The organism is Microbispora bryophytorum (assembly GCF_043197435.1).
Classification (GTDB): domain Bacteria; phylum Actinomycetota; class Actinomycetes; order Streptosporangiales; family Streptosporangiaceae; genus Microbispora; species Microbispora bryophytorum.
In genome coordinates this window covers 195,854-214,355 of record NZ_JBICTF010000014.1, presented here as the reverse complement: position 1 = coordinate 214,355, position 18,502 = coordinate 195,854, and the positions used below count along the sequence as shown (strand labels likewise).

Genomic DNA, 18,502 nt, shown 5'->3' with positions numbered 1-18,502 from the left:
ACGTTTTCCCAGGCCGAAATCGTGCCACCATGTGGCCGCTTTCGATTACGGGGAGGTGCGATGAACCACGATCCGATGATGCCGCCGCAGGTGGAACGCGCTCTGCGGGAGTACCGGGCGTTACTGTCCGTACATGGGATCACCTGGGGAGAGCCGCCGCTGGGCTACGTCCGGATGATGCCGTTCCTGCGGTTTCCCGAGGCGGCCGACCGGATGACCGTTAGGCCCGATCTCGACGCGGAGTTCCGCGACACGCTGGCCGGTGAGGTCCCCCGGGGCCTGGTGGCGCTGCGGCTGACCGCGGACGGCCCCCGCATGAAGCAGCGCATCGAGCACCGCCTGGAGCACGGCCCGGCCCGGCCGCTGCTGTCGCCGGGGCCGGCGCCCGTCATCCTGCTGGTCGACTCCGCGCTGCCGCACCCGGTGGAGGTGACGGCCGACGGCGTGCCGTACGGGATCGCGGCGGGCGGAGCCAGGCTCATCGACGTGACGACCGCGACCATGCTCACGGTGGACGGCGAGGAGGTGGACCTGTCGGGGCTGACCCGGCCCGCCCCGGCCGCGCGGCTGCGGCTGCGCGCGGGCTTCCCGTGCCGGTGGAGCGTCACGTCGGCCGACGGCCATGGGTGGTATCCGGAGGGAGTGCCGGAACGGCGCGACAACGACGACAGGCCGTTCTTCCACGGCGACGACATCGTGCTCGCCGTGCCCTGCGAGCCGGTCACGATCCGGGTCACGCGCGGCATGGAGTACGGCGTCGCCGAGACGACGGTCGTCCCGAGGACGGGGGAGGAGACGCTGGTCGGGCTCACGCCGCAGCGGCTGTACGACGCCGCCGCCCGCGGCTGGTACGGCGCCGACCTGCACGTCCACATGAACTGGGCGGGCGACCTGGTCGCCGTTCCCGCGGAGGCGGCCGCCGCGCAGCTCGGCGAGGACCTGCACGTGCTCAACCTCGTCGCCGGCAACGTCGCGGGGGACCGGGTTTACGACCGGGAGGCGCTCCAGCACTGGGCCGGGCGCGACCTGCCGTGGTCGGACGCCGGGCACGTGGCCCGCATGGGCGTGGAGTATCGCAACGACCTGTTCGGGCACGTCCACGTCTTCGGGGTGGCCGCGCCGCCCGCCGTCTACCACACGGGCTTCGGCGCCGACGCCGACTGGCCGCCCAACGCGGCGGTCTGCGGCGACCTGCGGGAGCCGCGCGCGGTCCTGGGGTACGCCCACCCCTTCCACGGCCCGGTCTCCTCCCCGGAGGACGTAGCCGCGAACGGGACCAGGAACTGCACCGGCCGCGCCCTGGTGGTCGACGCCGCCCTCGGCATGGTCGACGGGGTGGAGGTGCTGCACTTCAGCGACCTGTCGACCGCGCCGGGGACGGCCGAGGTCTACCGGAGGCTGGTCGGCGCGGGCAACCGGCTCGCCGCGCTCGCCGGGACCGACACCATGCTGTCGTTCACCCGCCAGGACACGGTCTCCAGCCCGCCCGGCTGGGAGCGTGTCTACGCCCGGGTGGACGGGCCGCTCAGCGCCGAGACGTTCGCCGAGGCCGTACGGCGGGGGCGCACGTTCGCCACCACCGGCCCCTGGCTGGAGCTCACGGTGGACGACCTGGGGCCGGGGGAGACGCTCAGTCTGGAGGGCGGCGAGACGGTCGCGATCCGGGCCAGGGCCGTCGGGCCGGAGGTGGAGCACATGGAGATCAGGACCGCGGCCGGCGTGCTCGCCGAGGGGCCGGGCCATGAGATCACCGCGTCGCTGCCGGTGACGGACGCCACCTACGTGGTGGCCGTGGTCCGCGGCGGCCCCCATCCGCGCTCCCCGCGCGGGCGCGCCTACGCCCACACCAGCCCGGTCTACCTCGACGTGCGGGGACGGCACGTGGCCAGGCAGGAGGACGTGCGCTGGTGCCTGCGATGGCTCGACCTGCTCGACGAGCTGGTCAGGGCCGGAGCCCGGCTGCGGACCCGGGCGCAGCTGCGCGACCACCTCGACCTGATCGAGAAGGCCAGGGCGGTGTACGAGTCGCGCCTGTGATCGCGGCGGCGGAGGGCGTCAGGCGAACAGCGTGCGGCCCCAGTAGTCGCCGCCGTCGGCCACTCCGGGCGGGCAGGCGAACACGCCACTGGAGACGTGCTTGATGTACTCGTTCAGCGCGTCCTTCTGGGACAGCATCCGCTGGATGGGAACGAACTGCGTGCGGGGGTCGCGCTGGTAGGCCATGAAGAACAGACCGGCGTCGAGCCGCCCGAGGCCGTCGGATCCGTCCACGAAGTTGTAGCCGCGCCGCAGCAGCCGCGCGCCGCCGTGGGCGTCGGGGTGCGCGAGCCGTACGTGCGCGTTGCCGGCGATCACCGGCGCGCCGTCCGGGCCCTTCCTGGCGAAGTCCGGCGCGTCGAATTCCCCGTGCCCGGTGAGCGGCGCGCCCTTGCCCTTGTCGCGGCCGAAGATGGCCTCCTGCTCGGCCAGCGGGGCGCGGTCCCAGGTCTCGATGTGCATCCGGATCTTGCGGGTGACCAGGTAGGCGCCGCCGTCCATCCAGGCCGGGCCGTCGCCGGGCGCGGCCCACAGGTGGTCGCGCAGCATGGCGGTGTCTTCGAGCTTGAGGTTGTTGGTGCCGTCCTTGAAGCCCATGAGGTTGCGCGGCGTCGTCTGCGCCCGCGAGGTGGACGAGGTGCGCCCGAAGCCGAGTTGCGAGTAGCGCACGGAGACCTTGCCGAAGCCGATCCTCGCGAGATTGCGGATGGCGTGCACCGCCACCTGCGGGTCGTGCGCGCACGCCTGCACGCAGATGTCCCCGCCGGAGATCTCGGGCTGCAGGTCCTCGCCGGGGAAGGCGGGCAGGTCGGCGAGCGCGGGCGGCCTGCGGTCGCCGAGGCCGAACCGGTCGTCGAACAGCGACGGACCGAAGCCGACGGTCAGCGTCAGGCCGGAGGCGGGCAGGCCGAGCGCCTCGCCGGTGTCGTCCGGGGGCGCCTCGGGCGCCCCGCCCACGGCGCCGAACGTGCCGGCGTCCTCGCCCTGGGTCATCCGGGCCGCGGCGGCGGTCCACTCCTGGAGCAGCTCCACCAGCTCGGCCCTGCTCTTCGTGATCACGTCGAACGCCACGAAGTGCAGCCGGTCCTGGGCGGGGGTGGTGACGCCCGCCTGGTGCGGGCCGTAGAAGGGCACGGGGTCGGAGGCCGAGGCCGCGTGGGCCACCGGCTCCTCGATGAAGGACCGGCCGGCGACCGCCCCGGCCCCGACGGCGGCCACACCGGCCGCGCCGAGGCCGAACAGCCGCCTGCGGCTGATCCCCGCGCCGCTCATCCGGCCACCACCGACGCCACCTTGCTGATCGGCTCGGCCAGGGCGTTGATCGCGTCGGACAGCGCCCTGAGGTCGTCCTTGGACAGGTCCGTGTGCAGCTTCCAGCCGTCGCCGCTGCGGTGGGCGGCGAGCGCGTTCTCGGCGTCGGCGAACTTCGCGTCGAGTGTCTTCACCAGCTCGGCGTCGCGCTCCTCGAGCACCGGGCGCAGCGCCTGGACCGCGGCCTTCGAGCCCTGCAGGTTGGCGTCGAAGTCCCACAGGTCCGTGTGCGAGTAGCGGTCCTCCTCGCCGGTGATCTTGCCGGTGGCGACCTCGTCGAGCAGTCCCTTGGCGCCGTTGGCGAGCTGCACGGGAGACAGGTCGACCGTCGCGGACTTCGTCACGATGGTGTTCACGTCGGTCATCAGCTTGTCGGCGATCGGACCGTCGCCGCCGACGTCCTTCTTGACCCACAGGTCCTTCTCGATGCGGTGGAAGCCGGTCCACTCCGCGCCGTCGGCCACGTCGTTCTCCCGCGCGTCGATGGCCGGGTCGAGGTCGCCGAAGACCTCGGCGACCGGCTCGATCCGCTCCCAGTAGGTGCGGGCGACCGGGTAGAGCTCCTTGGCCTTGGCCACGTCGCCGGCCTTGACGGCCTCGGTGAATTCCTTGGTCTTGTCGAGCAGCGTGTCGGACTGGCTCTCGATGTAGCGCTTGTAGCCGGCCACGGCCTCGGCGAGCTTGGCGTCGCCGGTCAGCGGCTTGTGCTCGCCGCTGACCTTGAGGGGGCCGCGGATGCCCTTGCCGGTCATCCCGGGCTTGCAGGCGGTCTCGTACACGCCCGCGGGAAGCTCCACCACGATGTCGCGGGTCAGGCCGGGCACGATGTTCTCGACCTCGCCCATGACCCGGTCGCCCGTCGCGTACACGTAGAACTCGGTGACCTTCGAGCCGTTGTTGGTGATCGAGAAGGTCGAGGTGCCGGCGGCCAGGTCGGACTTCGCCACCTTGCACTCGGTGTCGGTGGCGGCCACGGTGATCTTCCCGTCGCCGGCCGCGGTCGCCTCGGTCGTGGTGCCGGAGCCCGTGGACGAGCATGCGGTGAGACCGGCGAGGGTCAGCACGGCGGCGGCCAGGACGGTGGGGGTGCGCATTTCGGTGGACTCCGGTCAGGAAGCGGGTTGGGGAGACTTGGGGGCGGGGCGCGCCGGCGTCTTGGCCGCGGGCCGCAGGAACAGGATGAGGACGGGAATCAGGTAGGCGGCCCAGGCGACGGCCTCCAACACGCTGGGCTGCGGGGTGATGTTGAACATCCCGCTCAGCAGCGTCGAGTACCAGGCGCTGGGGTCGAGCACGCCGCTGATGTCGAAGGCGTAGGTGTTCAGGCCGGGCACCAGTCCCGACTCCTGCAGGTCGTGCACGCCGTACTTGAAGATCCCTGCGGCCACCAGGACCAGCAGCAGGCCCGTCCAGGTGAAGAACTTCGTGAGGTTGATCCGCAGGGCGCTGCGGTAGAGCCCCCAGCCCAGCGCGACGGCGGTGAGCAGCCCGAGCGAGATGCCGATCAGCGGGCTCGCGCTGCTGGTCGCGCCCTGGACGGCGGCGAACCACAGCAGGGCGGTCTCCAGCCCCTCGCGGGCGACCGACAGGAACGCCACCACGACCACGGCGGTGCCGCCGAGCTCCAGGGCCGTGCCCATCTTCTCCCGCAACTCGCCCGACATCTTGCGGGCCGCCGTGCGCATCCAGAAGACCATGAAGGTGACGAAGACGGTCGCCGCCAGGGATGTCACGGCGTCGAACATCTCCTGCTGCTGGGTGGCGAGGTGGGCCGCGGTGAAGGTCAGCAGCGCGCCGAATCCGATGGACAGGAGGACGGCGACGCCGACGCCGGCCCAGACCATGGGCAGCCGCTCGCGGCGGTCGCTCTTGACGAGGAAGGCCACCAGGATGGAGACCACGAGTGTGGCCTCCAGGCCCTCGCGAAGGCCGATGAGGTAACTCGCTAACACATCGTCCTCCGGACGGTCGGTAAGCCTAACCTAACTTAGGGCAGGTTCACCTTACCGACAAGGTCCCGAACCTGTGGAGCGGGGTAGGTCTTTTGTCACCCCCAGGGACGGGTGGGACTACGGCCGATCAATTCGATGGCGTCCCTTCCCCGTCCCGCGTTATGGTGACCGACGTCCTGCCGCCGCACCCTGGAGGGTCACTTGAAGCTCTGAGGTCTCGACACCGCGCCCACGGCCGCCATCGGTGGTCCGGCGCAGCGACCTCAGGCAGACCCTCGCCTCGCGGCCCGTGCCCGCGGTGTCTCCACGGTTAGTTCGCCGTTTCGCCCTTGGGGATACCTGGAGCCGCCTTATGTCTCATTCCATTGTCTGTACGGATCTGTCGTTCTCCTGGCCCGACGGGACGTCCGTCTTCGAGCGGCTCGATTTCGCGTTCGGCGCCGGCCGGACCGGGCTCATCGGCGTCAACGGCAGCGGCAAATCCACCCTGCTCAAGATGATCGCCGGAGAGCTGACCCCGGTGAGCGGCTCGGTGTCGGTCACCGGGCGGCTGGGCTACCTGCCGCAGAACCTTCCGCTCGGCGCGAGCCGTACGGTGTCCGACCTGCTGGGGATCACACCCGCGAGACAGGCGCTGCACGCGATCGAGCGGGGCGACCCGAGCGAGGCGAACTTCGACGCGGTGGTCTGGGACGTCGAGGAGCGCGCCCGCGCCGAGCTCGACCGTCTCGGGCTCGCGGGGGTGGACCTCGACCGGACGGTCGCGACGCTCTCGGGCGGTGAGACCGTCATGGTCGGGCTCGCCGCGCGCTTCCTCGCCGAGCCCGACGTGCTGCTGCTCGACGAGCCGACCAACAACCTCGACCTCGACGCGCGGCGGCGCCTGTACGACGCCGTCTCGTCGTGGACCAGGACCCTGGTCGTCGTCAGCCACGACCGCACGCTGCTCGACCTGGTGGACCAGATCGCCGACCTGCCCGCCCGCCGCACCTTCGGCGGCACGCTCAGCGAGTACGAGGAGGTGCTCGCGGTCGAGCGGGATGCCGCCGAGCGGATGGTCCGCGCGGCCGAGGGCGACCTGCGCCGCCAGCGGCGCGAGCTGGCCGAGGCGCAGACCAAGCTGGCGCGGCGGGTGCGCTACGGCAACAAGATGTACGAGCAGAAGCGCGAGCCGAAGATCATCATGCAGGAGCGCAAGCGCCAGGCGCAGGTCTCGGCGGGCAAGCACCGCACGATGCACGAGGAGAAGGTGGCGGCCGCCCGCGAGCGGCTGGCCGAGGCGGAGGAGGCGGTGCGCGACGACGCCGAGATCCGGGTGGAGCTGCCCGCCACCGAGGTGCCGGCCGGGCGCACCGTGCTCGAACTGGAGGGCCTGCGCACGGCCGCCGGGCCGATCGGCGACCTGGTCGTCCGCGGCCCGGAGCGGATCGCCCTGCTGGGGCCGAACGGCTCGGGCAAGACGACCCTGCTGCGCACGATCCTGGGGGAGATCCCGCCGGGTGAGGGCTCGGTCCGGCGAGGCGTGCCTGTGCGCTACCTGCCGCAGCGGCTCGACGTGCTCGACGACGCGCTCAGCCTGGTCGACAACGTCCGGGCGGTCGCGCCCACGGCGTCGGTCAACGCCGTCAGGGCCGGGCTCGCCCGGTTCCTGTTCCGGGGCGCGCGGGCCGAACGGCCGGCCGGCACGCTCTCGGGAGGTGAGAGGTTCCGCGCCGTGCTGGCCTCGCTGTTGCTGGCCGAGCCCGCGCCGCGGCTCCTGCTGCTGGACGAGCCGACCAACAACCTCGACCTGGCCAGCGTGCGCCGGCTCGCGCAGGCGCTGTCGGCCTACCGGGGAGCGCTCGTGGTGGCCTCCCACGACCTGCCGTTCCTGGAGTCGCTCGGCATCACCCGGTGGCTCGCCCTGGGCCCGGAGGGGGCGGCGTCGTCGGCGTGAATCCGTGTTGACAGCGTGCGCTTACCGGCTGACAGTGTTTCGCGTGATCACCCCCCGGACCTTCTCACGCACCGTCCCCGTCGGCGCCGTCGCCCTGCTGGCCGCCTCCGTCACCCTCTCGGCCTGCACGGCGACGCCCGGCGGATCGGGTAAGGCCGCCTCCGGCGAGGAGTCGGCGCCGTCCGCCGCCGGCACCACCGCCGCCGCCGGCCCGCCGGCGTTGACGCCGGAGGCGTACCGCGGCGCCCTCGCCGCCGCCGGCCGCCCGGCCCGCACGGCGCTCGCCGCCATCGCCAAGGCACGGACCTTCCGGTCGCTCCACCAGCGCATCGACCGGGCGCAAAGCGCTCTGGAGTCCGCGCTGGCGCGGCTCGGCGGCCTGCGGCCTCCCGCGGACGTCGCCCCCGAGCACGCCGACTACGTCGCGGCGCTGCGCGGCCTGAACGGCAGGCTCGGCGCGCTCGACGAGGACGTGAGTTCCCATGTCCTGTGCAACGGGACGGCCGTGCTGGCGGGGCTCGGCCGGTCGGGCGAGTTCAAGGACTTCAGGGCGTCGGCGGGCGACCTCGTGAAGGCCGGCGACTACCCGGTGGTCCAGATCAGGCCGCCGGCCCAGGCCAGTCGCCGCCTCGGCAACGGCGCGACGGTGCTGTCGGCGATCCGCGGCGGCCGGGGCAGCCTGAGCGTGAAGAACGGCGGCACGCAGGACGGCGTCGTGACCCTCGTGCGCGCAGGGCGCAAGGCGGTCAGCTTCTACGTGCGCAAGCGGTCGACCGCGAAGATCTCCGACATCAAGGACGGCACCTACCGCGTCTACTTCACCACCGGTGTGGACTACGACAGGGGCACCCGTGCCTTCACCAGGAACTGCGGCTTCTCCAAGTTCGACGACGCGCTGAAATTCCAGACCGTCTACTCCGGGTACAGCGTCAGGTGGAGCGACTGGACGCTCACCCTCGACGCCGTGTTCGGCGGGAACGCCACCACGAGCGAGGTGGACCCGGACGCCTTCCCGGGATGACCGGGCAGCCGCACGCCGCAGGCCGCGACCCGGGTCCGGGCCGCGGCCTGCGGCGAAGCCTTCACAAAGGGATCAGCTGGAGAACAGCATGCCGACCCAGCTGTTGCGACGGTGGCCGTGGTGACCTCCGTGGTGGCCGCCCCAGACGGGGCCTCCGTGCGCCGGCGGCGGAGGAGCGTAGTGCTGCTGGGCCCACTGCGACTCCATCCGGGCCAGCGTCTCCAGCTCGCCGTAGTCCAGGAAGATCCCGCGGCAGTTGTCGCACTGCTCGATGTGAACCCCGTTGCGGTCCAACGTCCGCATCCGGCCACGGCACTTGGGGCACTCCATGTGACGAACTCTCCCTCGGTCAGGTCTCGGCCTCCGTGGCCGCGACGATCCTCCTACAGGCGGACACCAGGGCCTCGGCGGCGTCGTCGGGAGGTTCCCCCGCCCGCGCCGCCGTGGCCACCGCCGTCGCGGCCAGTTGGACGGTCAACGCCCGGGCCGGCGCGTCGAGTTCCCGCCACGGGTCGTCCGTGGAGACGGCGGTCCCGCCCGCCGAGAGGTAGGCGGTCAGGAAGCGCTCCCAGTCCCGCGGGTCGAGCAGGCCGGCGGCATACCAGGCGGCCGGGCGGGCCAGGTCCCACGCGGGGTCGCCCGCGCCCAGGTCGTCGGGGTCGATCAGCAGCCACACGCCGTCGTGCCGGACGATCTGGCCGAGGTGCCAGTCGCCGTGCGTGAGCGTGCCGCCCGCACGGTCCGGGGGCAGCGTCGCGTACGCCGCCCGGATGGGCGCGGCGACCGGGCCGGGGACACCGGCCGCGGCCAGGTCGGCCATCGCCCTGGGCAGCCGTGACGGGCCCCCCGCGGGCGGCAGCTCCGGGGGCGCCGTCCGGGAGTGCAGCAGGGCGAGCAGCCGGCCGCCCTCCTCCCACGGGGTGGTCCCGGCGTCGACGTCGTCGATGGTCAGGGCGTCGCCGGCGGGCCAGATCGTGACGAGCCTGCCGTCCAGCCGTTCGAGGCCGAGGGGAGGCAGCATGACGCCGGGCAGGTTCGCGGCGGCCTCGAGGCGGGCACGCAGGGCGCGTTCGTCGGTGTCCGGGGGGTGGGCCTTGACGACGACGTCGCCGGCCCGGACCACGAGCACGCGGGTCTGCTTGAGCACCGTCACCGGTCCGTCGCGGCGCGCCAGCCGCGCCAGTTCCTCGATCACGGGGACACCTTAGGGTGCGGTTATGAGGATTGGGTTTTCCGTGCCGGTGTCGGGTTCGTGGGCGACGCCGGAGAACATGAGACGCGTCGCGCGCCGCGCGGACGAACTCGGCTACCACGGGCTGTGGACGTTCCAGCGCCTGCTCTATCCCGTCGGCAACCCGATGGGACCGGTCTACCGGAGCGTGCACGACCCCGTCGTCGCGCTCGCGTACCTGGCCGGCGTCACGGAGCGGGTACGGCTCGGAGTGGCCGTGCTCAACCTGCCCTTCGTCTCCCCGGTCCTGATGGCCAAGCAGCTCGCCTCCCTGCAGCAGGTGTCCGGCGGCAGGCTCGACGTGGGCCTGGGGCTCGGCTGGCTGCCCGAGGAGTTCGCGGCGTCCGGCGTGCCGATGGAGCGACGCGGCAGGCGCGGCGAGGAGTACGTCGGCCTGCTGCGGCGGCTGTGGACCGAGGACGTCGTCGAGCACAGGGGCGAGTTCTACGAGGTGCCGCGCTCGCACCAGGACCCGAAACCGGCCGTGCCGCCGCCGGTGATGCTCGGCGGCACGGCCCGGGTGGCGCTGGAGCGGGCCGGGCGGATCGCCGACGGCTGGATCAGCTCCAGCCGGGCCGATCTGGACACGATCGACCAGCAGATCGCCATCGTGAAGGAGGCGGCGCGGCAGGCGGGCCGCGACCCCGGCGCGCTGCGCTTCGTCGTCCGCGGCGTCACCCGCGCCCTCGCGTCGGAGGAGGGCCCGCTGACCGGGTCGTACGACAAGATCCGGCGGGACGTCGAGGCGCTCGAGGCCAAGGGCGTGACCGAGGTCTTCCACGACCTCAACTTCGATCCGGAGATCGGCAACCCCGAGGCCGACCCCCGCGAATCCATGCGCCGCGCCGAGGAGGCACTCGAAGCCCTCGCTCCCCGGTGAGCTCCACGGTCGCCAGGGCCACGACGAGGACGGCCCCAACGGCGAGCAGCCCGGCGACGGCCAGGTGAGCGGTCAACGCGTCGACGAGGTCGGGGACGAACCGGCTGAGGGTCACGAGGGTCGTCGCCCACGCCGCCGCCGTGGGCACGCTGACGCGGGCGAAAGCCGCGTACGGCACGCCCGTCCAGCCCGTGAGCCTCGGGACCAGGGTGCGGGCGGCGCCGAGCCACTGACCGCCCGCGACGGCCCAGGCGCCTCTCCTCGCCACCATGCGGCCGGCCCGCGCCCACGCGGCGGGCGCGAACCGGCCGACCAGAGGGTGGATGGCGGCGGCGCCCTCGCGCCTGCGGCCCTGGACGTAGGACAGCTGCGCGCCGGCGACGGCGGCCGCCACGGCCACGGCGAGTGTCCCGGCGAACGGCAGCGCGCCGAGGCGGGTGAGGCAGCCGAGGGCCACCAGCACGCTCGTCCCCGGCAGCGCCACGCCGGCGAGCGTGCCGGCCTCGGCGACGATCAGCATCGCCGCGACCGCGAGCACGAGGGGGGCGGGAAGCCGGCCGAGCAGCTCAACCACGGCTGACCGGCCTCCGGCAGACGTACGCCAGGCCGGGCGGCACGTTGCGCCAGACCGGCCCGGTCGTGAGCACCTCGTCGAAGGCGGCGCGCAGGCGCCGCCGGAAACGCCGCGCACGGGCCAGCGGCACCGCGGGCAGGTAGGTCACCGTGGTGAACGCCCCCGTCGGGAGCAGCACCCGCCCGACCTCACCGAGGATCGACTCCTGCACGTCCTCGGGGAAGAGCGTCCACGGCAGCGTGCTGACCACGGCGTCGACCCGGGAGACTCCCCGTTCGTCCAGCAGCGCGCCGAGGCGGGCCGCGTCGCCCTGCAGCACGTCCAGCCAGGGCCGGGCACGTCGCAGGTGCGCCACCATCCCCGGGTCGATCTCGACGGCGAGCTGGCGGGAGCCGGGGGCGAGCCGTTCCCGGATGGCCTCGCTGATCGCGCCGGTGCCCGGGCCGAGCTCCACGACCACGGCGGGGCCGGTCGTCGGGACGACGGCGGTGAGCGCCTGCGCGAGCGAGCGCGAGCTCGGGGCCACGGCTCCCACGACGCCCTGCCGGCGCAGCGCCACGCCCGCGAACGCTCGCAGATCGGAGACCTGCTGGACTGTCTCGTTCATGCGGCTCATCAGACCGGTGCGGGACCCGCACCCGCCAGCCGCCCCGGCCTACCTGTGGAGGTATGGCCGGCCCTACCTCCACAGGTGGGCCTGGCCGTCTTCGACCAGGCCCGGACGGCCTCTAGGGTGGGTCGGGTGCGCCTCAACGGCTCGTGGCAGGCCGTCGCCCGAAAGGACCTGCTGGCGACCTCGCTGCCTTGGCGCGCCCTCGCCTACCTGGTGACGGGCGCGGTCGTCGGTGTGGTCGTGCTGGCGTCGCTGGTCGTCTCGCTGACCGCCGGGGCGTTGCTCACCGTCTTCCTGGTGGGCGTGCCGCTGCTGGCGGTCCCGGTGGTCGCCGCCGTGCCGCTGGGCGCGCTCGAACGCCGGCGGCTGCGGATCATGGGCGCCGAGCCCGCGCCGAGCCCCCACCGCCCCGCCGGGCGGGGTCCGCGCGGCTGGCTCGGTACGCGCCTGCGGGAGCAGGCGACGTGGCGGGCCCTCGCCTACACGGGCCTGCTGGCCGTCGTGCTCGGCCCGGTCGAGCTGATCGCCGTCACGTACGGCCTCGTGGTGCCGCTCGTGATGATCTGCGCCCCGATCAGCGTGGCGGAGGCGGGGCACATCGTGCTGCTGAAGTTCTGGCCGCTCGGCTCGCTCACCGAGGCGTTCGCCGCCGCGCTCCTGGGGGTCGCGGTGCTCGTGGCGGCGGCCTACCCGATCACCGCCCTCGCGACCGCGCACGCCCTGCTGGCCCGGTTGCTGCTCACGCCCGGGAAAGCGGAGCCGGGCGAGCGGCTCGCCGAGCTGACCCGCTCCCGGAGCCGCCTGGTCGAGGCGTTCGAGGTCGAGCGGCGGCGCATCGAGCGCGATCTGCACGACGGCGCGCAGCAGCGGCTGGTCGCGCTGACCATGACGCTCGGCCTGGCCAAGGTCTCCCCGCCGGCGGAGGCGGCCGAGCTCGTGGCCAGGGCGCACCAGGAGGCGAAGCTCGCCCTCGCGGAGATCCGCGACCTGATCCGCGGCATCCATCCCCGCATCCTCGCCGACCGCGGACTGCCCGCCGCGGTCGCGGAGCTGGCCGACCGGTCGCCCGTCCCGGTCGAGGTCGACGTGGCCGTCCCCCGGCTGCCGGAAGCGGTGGAGTCGGTCGCCTACTTCGTCGTCAGCGAGGGCCTGGCCAACGTGGCCAAGCACAGCGGAGCCGAGCAGGCCCGGGTGCGGGGACGGCTCGACGGCCGGCTGCTCACCGTCGAGATCCGGGACGACGGAGTGGGCGGCGCGGACGTCACCGCCGGCACCGGGCTCGCCGGGCTCGCCGACCGCGTCTCCGCGGTCGAGGGCAGGCTGATGCTGTCGAGCCCGCCGGGCGGCCCCACCCTGCTGCGCGCGGAGATCGAATGCCTGCCGGCCCTTCCCTGACCGTCGTCATCGCCGAGGACGGCGTGCTGCTCCGCGAGGGACTGGCCACGCTGCTGGCCCGGTTCGGCCACCGGGTGGCCGCCACCGCCGGCGACGCCGAGGCGCTGGTGAAGGCGGTGGAGGAGCACGCCCCCGACATCGTCGTCACCGACGTGCGGATGCCGCCCGGCTTCTCCGACGAGGGGCTGCGGGCCGCCGTGGCGTTGCGCGCCGCCCACCCAGGGCTCGCCGTCCTGGTGCTGAGCCAGTACGTCGAGCAGACATACGCGACCGAGCTGCTGGACTCCGGGGACGGCACCGGCGTGGGCTACCTCCTCAAGGACCGGATCGGGGAGGTCGAGGAGTTCGTGGACGCCCTGACCACCGTCGCCGACGGGGGGACGGTGGTGGACCCGGAGGTCGTGCGTCAGCTCCTGCGCCGCCGCCGCGACCCGCTGCGGCGGCTCACCCCACGGGAGAGGGAGGTGCTCGCGTTGATGGCGGAGGGCAGGTCGAACGCCGCGATCGCCCGCGCGCTGGTGGTGTCGGAGGCCGTCGTCGGCAAGCACATCGGGAACATCCTCGCCAAGCTCGACCTGCCTCCCGACGAGGACGCCCATCGCCGCGTGCTCGCCGTCGTCGCCTTCCTGCGCGGCTAGATCATCCCGTACGTCCGGGCGATCAGCTCGTAGGAGCGCAGGCGCGCCGCGCCGCCGTGGACCTGCGTGGTGATCATCAACTCGTCGGCCCCGGTGCGTTTGCGCAGCTCCTCCAGCCCGTCCCGCACGGTCTGCGGGTCGCCGTGCACCACCGTCGACAGCCGATCGCGGACGAACTCCCGCTCCATCGGGGTGTACGGGTAGGCCTGCGCCTCCTCGGGAGTGGGTGTGCGGCCGGGCCGCCCGTGCCGCAGGCGCAGCCACGACAGCGCGCCCGGCATGACCTGGCGCAGCGCCTCCTCGTCGGTGTCGGCCGCGACGGCCGCCACCCCGATCAGCGCGTACGGCCGGTCGAGGACCTCCGAGGGCCGGAACGAGGAGCGGTAGAGGTCGAGCGCGGGCTCGGTGTTGCCGGCGCTGAAGTGGTGGGCGAAGGCGAACGGCAGCCCGAGCAGCCCGGCCAGCCTGGCGCTGAACCCGCTGGAGCCGAGCAGCCAGATCGGCGGCCGGTCGTCACCTCGCGGCACCGCCTGGATCTTCGCGTACGGGTGGCCGGGCGGGAACGAGCCGTCGAGGAAGCCGGTCAGCTCGGCCACCTGCTGGGGGAACTCGTCGGGGTCCACCTCGGCCGAGCGGCGCAGGGCGTTCGCCGTGGCCATGTCGGTGCCAGGGGCGCGGCCGAGGCCGAGGTCGATGCGGCCGGGGTGCAGCGCGTGCAGCGTGCCGAACTGCTCGGCGATCACCAGCGGGGCGTGGTTGGGCAGCATCACGCCGCCCGAGCCGATCCGGATCGAACTGGTCGCCGCCGCGAGGTGCGCGATGATCACGGCCGGAGAGGAACTGGCGACTCCGGGCATGCCGTGGTGCTCGGCGACCCAGATGCGGTGGTAGCCCCACTCCTCGGCCCGGCGGGCCAGCTCGGTGGCGTCGCGCAGCGCCTCGGAGGGCGTGGAGCCCTCGCCGACGGTCGCGAGCTCCAGGATCGACAGTGGCGCCTCGGCCGCCCCACGCGGCACCCCGCGGATGTTGTCCTCGCTCATGTCACCCCTAACCTGAGGTCGCATCCGGATATTTCCGGACACAACAAGAGATGTGCTTCGTCACACCGTCACCTGCCATGCTTGGACACATGAGCGAGCGAAAGCCCATCGAGTCGTGGCTGTCCGACATGGACGGGGTGCTGGTCCACGAGGGGCAGCCGGTGCCGGGTGCCGACGAGTTCATCAGGCGGCTGAAGGAGTCGGGGAAGCGGTTCCTCGTCCTGACGAACAACTCGATCTACACCCCCCGAGACCTGTCCGTACGGTTGCGCGCGGCCGGGCTGGAGGTGCCGCCGGAGGCGATCTGGACCTCCGCGCTGGCCACCGCCAAGTTCCTCGCCGACCAGAGGCCCGAGGGCTCGGCGTACGTGATCGGCGAGGCAGGGCTGACCACGGCCCTGCACGAGGCCGGCTACGTGCTGACCGACCTCGACCCCGACTACGTGGTGCTGGGCGAGACCCGCACCTACAGCTTCACGTCGATAACGCGGGCGATCCGGCTGATCGACAACGGCGCCCGCTTCATCGCGACCAACCCCGACCCCGTCGGCCCCTCGACCGAGGGCTCGCTGCCGGCCTGCGGCGCGGTGGCCGCGATGATCACCAAGGCGACCGGAGTGGAGCCGTACTTCGTCGGCAAGCCCAACCCGATGATGATGCGCAGCGCGCTCAACCAGATCGACGCGCACAGCGAGACCACCGCGATGATCGGCGACCGGATGGACACCGACGTCGTCTGCGGCATCGAGGCCGGCCTCCACACGATCCTGGTGCTCACCGGCGTCACGCAGAAGGACCAGATCGACCGGTATCCGTTCCGGCCCACGCAGGTGGTCAACTCCGTGGCCGACCTCATCGACCTGGTCTGAACCTGACGCGTTTCGTCAGGTACGGGTGCAATGCTGGCCGGCATGAACCATCGCGTCTACCTGGAACTCGGCCCCAAGAAGGTCTTCGCCTGCTCGATCGACTGGCCGGGCTGGTGCCGCATCGGCAGGACGGAGGAGGCGGCGCTCGACACGCTCGTGGACTACACGCCGCGCTTCCGGACGATCGCCGAGCGGGCGGGGCTGGAGTTCGCGCCGGGGGACCCGGCGGTCGTCGAGCGGGTCAGGGGCGACAGGACGACGGACTTCGGCGCGATCTCCGCCATCCCGGACTTCGACCGGGAGCCGGTGGAGGCGCCGGAGGCCGCGCGTGCCGTCGCCCTCGCCCGGGCGGCCTGGGCGGTGCTCGCCGAGGTGGCCGCGGCCTCCCCCGAGGAGCTGCGCAAGGGCCCCAGGGGCGGCGGCAGGGACAGGGACAAGATGGTCGCCCACGTCGTGGAGGCCGAGCGCGCGTACGCCCGCAAGATCGGCGTGCGGCACAAGCCCTTCAAGGACGAGGCCGGCCTGACCGCCATGCGCGACGACATCGCGGGAGCGCTCGCGCGGCCCGCGCCGGCCTTTCCTCCCGGCGGTGCGGGCTGGCCCGTCCGGTACGCCGCGCGCCGCATCATTTGGCACGTGGTCGACCACATCTGGGAGATGGAAGACCGCCGGACCTAGGCGAGGGCGCCGGCGGCGGCGTCCTCGGGGACGCGCACGCCCCGGCCGGGTGAGCTCGTGGAGCAGGCGGTGCGCGCGTACACGATCGGCTGAGACCAGGCCGGCCTCTCCGCGAAGTGGTACATTGTTACCATGGTAACAGTGCAGCGGACGCAGACCGGCCTTCGCGTCGAGCGCAACACCTTGAAGGTGCTCAAGGGCCTGGCCGAATACTTGGACATGTCCCTCGGCGACCTCGTGGAGGGAATCGTCCTGCACGCCTTCGAGGGCAAGTCGCCGTTCGGGCCGGAGACCCTCGCGAAGATCGGGCAGCTCAAGGAGGTCTACGGCCTGACGCTGACGGCCGCCGACGCCCACCGGCTGGAGGAGAGGTGAGTGCCGGGCCGCGGCGTCGCCGCCTCACCGGCAGGCTCCGGGTCGCGCTCGCGCCCGCCGAGGCCTTCCGGCTGTTCACCCCGTACGGCGAGCGGGACTGGGTGGAGGGATGGGAGCCGCGGTTCCCGGAACAGGTCGCGGACGACACGGCGCCCGGCACGGTCTTCCAGACCCATGGGCACGGGGCGACCACCACGTGGATCGTCCTGCACCGTGAGCCCGGCCGGTCGGTCTCCTACGCGCGCGTGTGCGAGGGGGTCCACGCCGGCACCGTCGGCGTGACGCTCGCCCAGGCGGAGCGCGGCCACAGTGACGTGACGGTCACCTACGACCTCACCCCGCTCACCGCCGTGGCCGAGGCCGACCTGGCCGCCTTCGCCGCCGGCTACCCGGCGTTCCTCCGCTCCTGGGAGGACGCCATCGCCGCCCATCTCGGATAGCCGGGCATCGGGCACCTGCGCGACAGCGCGGCCCGGCTCAGTCCTCCGTACGGCGCAGGCGCTTGAGGCCGGAGCGGTGTTTCTTGGCCGCCAGGCGGCGCTCGACGGCGCCCTTGGACGGCTTGGTGGGACGGCGCCGCTTGGGCGGCGGCGCGATCGCGTCGCGGAGAAGGGCGGCCAGCCGTTCCCGCGCCGCCTCCCGGTTGCGCAGCTGCGAGCGCTGCTCGGAGGCCACAATCGTGATCACGCCGTCCACGAGGCGGGCGGCGAGCCGTTCGAGCGCGCGCGCCCTGAGCGCCGGGCCGAGGGCGGTGGTGCGCGCGAGGTCGAAGCTCAGCTCGACCCGGCTGTCGGTGGTGTTGACGCCCTGGCCGCCCGGGCCGGACGAGCGGGAGAAGCGCCAGGCGAGCTCCGCCTCGGGCACGACGATCGAGTCGCGCACGTGCAACGGGCCTGACATCGGTTCTCTCCTTTGGCATACGGATTCGGTGTGCGGACGGGACGACCAACTTATCGGGGGAGATATGACCGCCGCTCTCCATTTATCACCGTAAACGCGGCCGGTGGGTTGTCGCGGTCCATGGCGTCGTGCACAGTGGCCCCCGTATTCCAGGCGACCGTATTCCAAGCGACAGGGACGGGCGGGGAGCATGACCTCGATCGTGGGCGTCCACGGCATCGGCAAGTACCACTACTACGAGGACGCCGGCGGGTCGGCGGGCGGCGCGGCCGAGGCGATGCGGGCCAAGTGGAACGCCTACCTGCACCAGGGACTCACCGGCCGGGCGGACGGCGCCGGCGACTACTTCGCCGAGATCGCCTACTACGCCCACCACCTGCACAGCGGGCCGCCGGCGCCGCCGCGCCAGATGGCGGTGCCGGCCAAGCTGGTCCTCGCCGACTGGGCGGTCCAGCTCGGCGGTCCGTTCCGCGACGCGGCGGGGGAGTCGCTCACCGGTCTCGCGCACCGGCTGGCCGGGTGGCTGCTCGCGAGGATGGGCCCGCAGGCGGTGCGCTTCGCCCAGGACTTCTGCCCGGAGGTGGCCGCCTATCTCGGCGGCGGCGACCCGCGCGTGCGGGCCCGCGAGGCGGTGGCCGACGTCGTCCGCAGGCGCCGCCCCCGGGTGGTCGTCGCCCACTCCCTCGGCAGCGTCGTGGCCTACGAGGCGCTGTGGGCGCACCCCGATCTCCAGGTCGAGTTACTGGTGACGCTGGGCAGCCCGCTCGGCATGCGCGACGTCGTCTTCGAGCGGCTCGCGCCGGTCCCGGTGCGGGGCCGGGGAGCGCGCCCGCCAGGGGTGCGCCGCTGGATCAACATCGCCGACAAGGACGACATCGCCGCGATCCCGGCCATGCTGGCGTCGTGCTTCGACGGCGTCGATCGGGACGTCTCCTGCGACATCGACTGGCTCGATTTCCACACCGTGCGCAACTACCTGCGCTGCGGGAGCGCCAACGAGTTCCTCAGGACCTACGTGACCTGAGTTCCGCACACCGGTTATGATCGTACGA

21 protein-coding genes are annotated in these 18,502 nt (G+C 73.0%); 11 read left to right on the top strand and 10 right to left on the bottom strand.

Going from position 1 to position 18,502, the window contains the following annotated elements:
- The first annotated feature begins 60 nt into the window (after positions 1–60).
- The gene (locus ACGFIB_RS34845) at positions 61–2,037 is read left to right on the top strand and encodes a CehA/McbA family metallohydrolase (protein WP_393377621.1); all 1,977 of its coding nucleotides are present in this window, start codon (positions 61–63) and stop codon (positions 2,035–2,037) included.
- Between the two features lie 18 nt (positions 2,038–2,055).
- Here the strand turns inward: ACGFIB_RS34845 and efeB are convergent, their stop codons facing one another.
- Genes efeB through efeU form a run of 3 tightly spaced genes read right to left on the bottom strand, consistent with a single transcriptional unit; the run spans position 2,056 to position 5,300 of the window.
- Positions 2,056–3,309, bottom strand: a complete 1,254-nt coding sequence (gene efeB, locus ACGFIB_RS34840) for an iron uptake transporter deferrochelatase/peroxidase subunit (protein WP_393377619.1) — start codon at positions 3,307–3,309, stop codon at positions 2,056–2,058.
- Positions 3,306–4,442, bottom strand: coding sequence for an iron uptake system protein EfeO (gene efeO / locus ACGFIB_RS34835; protein WP_142572658.1), 1,137 nt, complete (start codon positions 4,440–4,442; stop codon positions 3,306–3,308). The genes efeB and efeO overlap by 4 nt, the downstream gene beginning before the upstream one ends.
- Positions 4,443–4,457: 15 nt before the next feature.
- Positions 4,458–5,300 (bottom strand): iron uptake transporter permease EfeU, encoded by an 843-nt coding sequence (efeU, locus tag ACGFIB_RS34830; RefSeq protein ID WP_357161626.1) that lies wholly within the window; start codon positions 5,298–5,300, stop codon positions 4,458–4,460.
- Positions 5,301–5,652: 352 nt separating this feature from the next.
- Here efeU and ACGFIB_RS34825 point away from each other — a divergent pair, with 352 nt between their 5' ends.
- Positions 5,653–7,236, top strand: a complete 1,584-nt coding sequence (locus ACGFIB_RS34825; RefSeq protein WP_393377615.1) for an ABC-F family ATP-binding cassette domain-containing protein — start codon at positions 5,653–5,655, stop codon at positions 7,234–7,236.
- Between the two features lie 43 nt (positions 7,237–7,279).
- Positions 7,280–8,257 carry a hypothetical protein gene (locus ACGFIB_RS34820; protein ID WP_357247401.1) on the top strand — a complete coding sequence of 326 codons (978 nt, stop codon included), beginning with the start codon at positions 7,280–7,282 and terminating at the stop codon, positions 8,255–8,257.
- Between the two features lie 72 nt (positions 8,258–8,329).
- On the opposite strand, the gene ACGFIB_RS34815 is transcribed toward ACGFIB_RS34820, so the two are convergent.
- Positions 8,330–8,587 (bottom strand): TFIIB-type zinc ribbon-containing protein, encoded by a 258-nt coding sequence (locus ACGFIB_RS34815; RefSeq protein ID WP_191053935.1) that lies wholly within the window; start codon positions 8,585–8,587, stop codon positions 8,330–8,332.
- 19 nt (positions 8,588–8,606) lie between these two features.
- Positions 8,607–9,452: a phosphotransferase family protein gene (locus tag ACGFIB_RS34810; RefSeq protein ID WP_393377612.1), complete on the bottom strand. Its 846-nt coding sequence runs from the start codon at positions 9,450–9,452 to the stop codon at positions 8,607–8,609.
- Positions 9,453–9,474: 22 nt separating this feature from the next.
- Between ACGFIB_RS34810 and ACGFIB_RS34805 the strand changes: the two genes are divergently transcribed.
- Positions 9,475–10,368 carry a TIGR03619 family F420-dependent LLM class oxidoreductase gene (locus ACGFIB_RS34805; protein WP_191053937.1) on the top strand — a complete coding sequence of 298 codons (894 nt, stop codon included), beginning with the start codon at positions 9,475–9,477 and terminating at the stop codon, positions 10,366–10,368.
- Here the strand turns inward: ACGFIB_RS34805 and ACGFIB_RS34800 are convergent.
- The gene (locus tag ACGFIB_RS34800) at positions 10,274–10,942 is read right to left on the bottom strand and encodes a DedA family protein (protein WP_357247407.1); all 669 of its coding nucleotides are present in this window, start codon (positions 10,940–10,942) and stop codon (positions 10,274–10,276) included. The genes ACGFIB_RS34805 and ACGFIB_RS34800 overlap by 95 nt on opposite strands.
- Positions 10,935–11,549, bottom strand: coding sequence for a class I SAM-dependent methyltransferase (locus ACGFIB_RS34795; RefSeq protein WP_357022586.1), 615 nt, complete (start codon positions 11,547–11,549; stop codon positions 10,935–10,937). Before ACGFIB_RS34795 ends, ACGFIB_RS34800 begins: the two co-directional genes overlap by 8 nt.
- Before the next feature lie 135 nt (positions 11,550–11,684).
- Here ACGFIB_RS34795 and ACGFIB_RS34790 point away from each other — a divergent pair, with 135 nt between their 5' ends.
- Complete coding sequence (locus ACGFIB_RS34790) at positions 11,685–12,950, top strand: sensor histidine kinase (RefSeq protein ID WP_393377608.1); 1,266 nt, start codon at positions 11,685–11,687, stop codon at positions 12,948–12,950.
- A complete protein-coding gene (locus ACGFIB_RS34785; RefSeq protein WP_357247413.1) occupies positions 12,929–13,588 on the top strand; it encodes a response regulator transcription factor in 660 nt (219 codons plus the stop codon). The genes ACGFIB_RS34790 and ACGFIB_RS34785 overlap by 22 nt, the downstream gene beginning before the upstream one ends.
- On the opposite strand, the gene ACGFIB_RS34780 is transcribed toward ACGFIB_RS34785, so the two are convergent.
- Complete coding sequence (locus tag ACGFIB_RS34780; protein ID WP_393377606.1) at positions 13,585–14,628, bottom strand: LLM class flavin-dependent oxidoreductase; 1,044 nt, start codon at positions 14,626–14,628, stop codon at positions 13,585–13,587. The two genes, ACGFIB_RS34785 and ACGFIB_RS34780, sit on opposite strands and share 4 nt — an antisense overlap.
- An 89-nt stretch (positions 14,629–14,717) precedes the next feature.
- Here ACGFIB_RS34780 and ACGFIB_RS34775 point away from each other — a divergent pair, with 89 nt between their 5' ends.
- Complete coding sequence (locus ACGFIB_RS34775) at positions 14,718–15,497, top strand: HAD-IIA family hydrolase (RefSeq protein WP_142572683.1); 780 nt, start codon at positions 14,718–14,720, stop codon at positions 15,495–15,497.
- Positions 15,498–15,539: 42 nt separating this feature from the next.
- Positions 15,540–16,175 (top strand): hypothetical protein, encoded by a 636-nt coding sequence (locus ACGFIB_RS34770; RefSeq protein ID WP_393377603.1) that lies wholly within the window; start codon positions 15,540–15,542, stop codon positions 16,173–16,175.
- Here ACGFIB_RS34770 and ACGFIB_RS34765 read toward each other — a convergent pair.
- Positions 16,172–16,300 (bottom strand): hypothetical protein, encoded by a 129-nt coding sequence (locus ACGFIB_RS34765; protein WP_357247420.1) that lies wholly within the window; start codon positions 16,298–16,300, stop codon positions 16,172–16,174. The two genes, ACGFIB_RS34770 and ACGFIB_RS34765, sit on opposite strands and share 4 nt — an antisense overlap.
- Before the next feature lie 7 nt (positions 16,301–16,307).
- Here ACGFIB_RS34765 and ACGFIB_RS34760 point away from each other — a divergent pair, with 7 nt between their 5' ends.
- Together ACGFIB_RS34760 and ACGFIB_RS34755 are read left to right on the top strand one after the other, a co-directional pair.
- Positions 16,308–16,550, top strand: a complete 243-nt coding sequence (locus tag ACGFIB_RS34760; RefSeq protein ID WP_030507053.1) for a hypothetical protein — start codon at positions 16,308–16,310, stop codon at positions 16,548–16,550.
- The gene (locus ACGFIB_RS34755; protein ID WP_393377600.1) at positions 16,547–16,990 is read left to right on the top strand and encodes a hypothetical protein; all 444 of its coding nucleotides are present in this window, start codon (positions 16,547–16,549) and stop codon (positions 16,988–16,990) included. The genes ACGFIB_RS34760 and ACGFIB_RS34755 overlap by 4 nt, the downstream gene beginning before the upstream one ends.
- A gap of 37 nt (positions 16,991–17,027) precedes the next feature.
- On the opposite strand, the gene arfB is transcribed toward ACGFIB_RS34755, so the two are convergent.
- Positions 17,028–17,450 carry an alternative ribosome rescue aminoacyl-tRNA hydrolase ArfB gene (arfB, locus tag ACGFIB_RS34750; RefSeq protein ID WP_393377597.1) on the bottom strand — a complete coding sequence of 141 codons (423 nt, stop codon included), beginning with the start codon at positions 17,448–17,450 and terminating at the stop codon, positions 17,028–17,030.
- A gap of 190 nt (positions 17,451–17,640) precedes the next feature.
- On the opposite strand from arfB, the gene ACGFIB_RS34745 reads away from it, so the two are divergent.
- Positions 17,641–18,474 carry a hypothetical protein gene (locus tag ACGFIB_RS34745; RefSeq protein WP_393377594.1) on the top strand — a complete coding sequence of 278 codons (834 nt, stop codon included), beginning with the start codon at positions 17,641–17,643 and terminating at the stop codon, positions 18,472–18,474.
- The last annotated feature ends 28 nt before the right edge of the window (positions 18,475–18,502 follow it).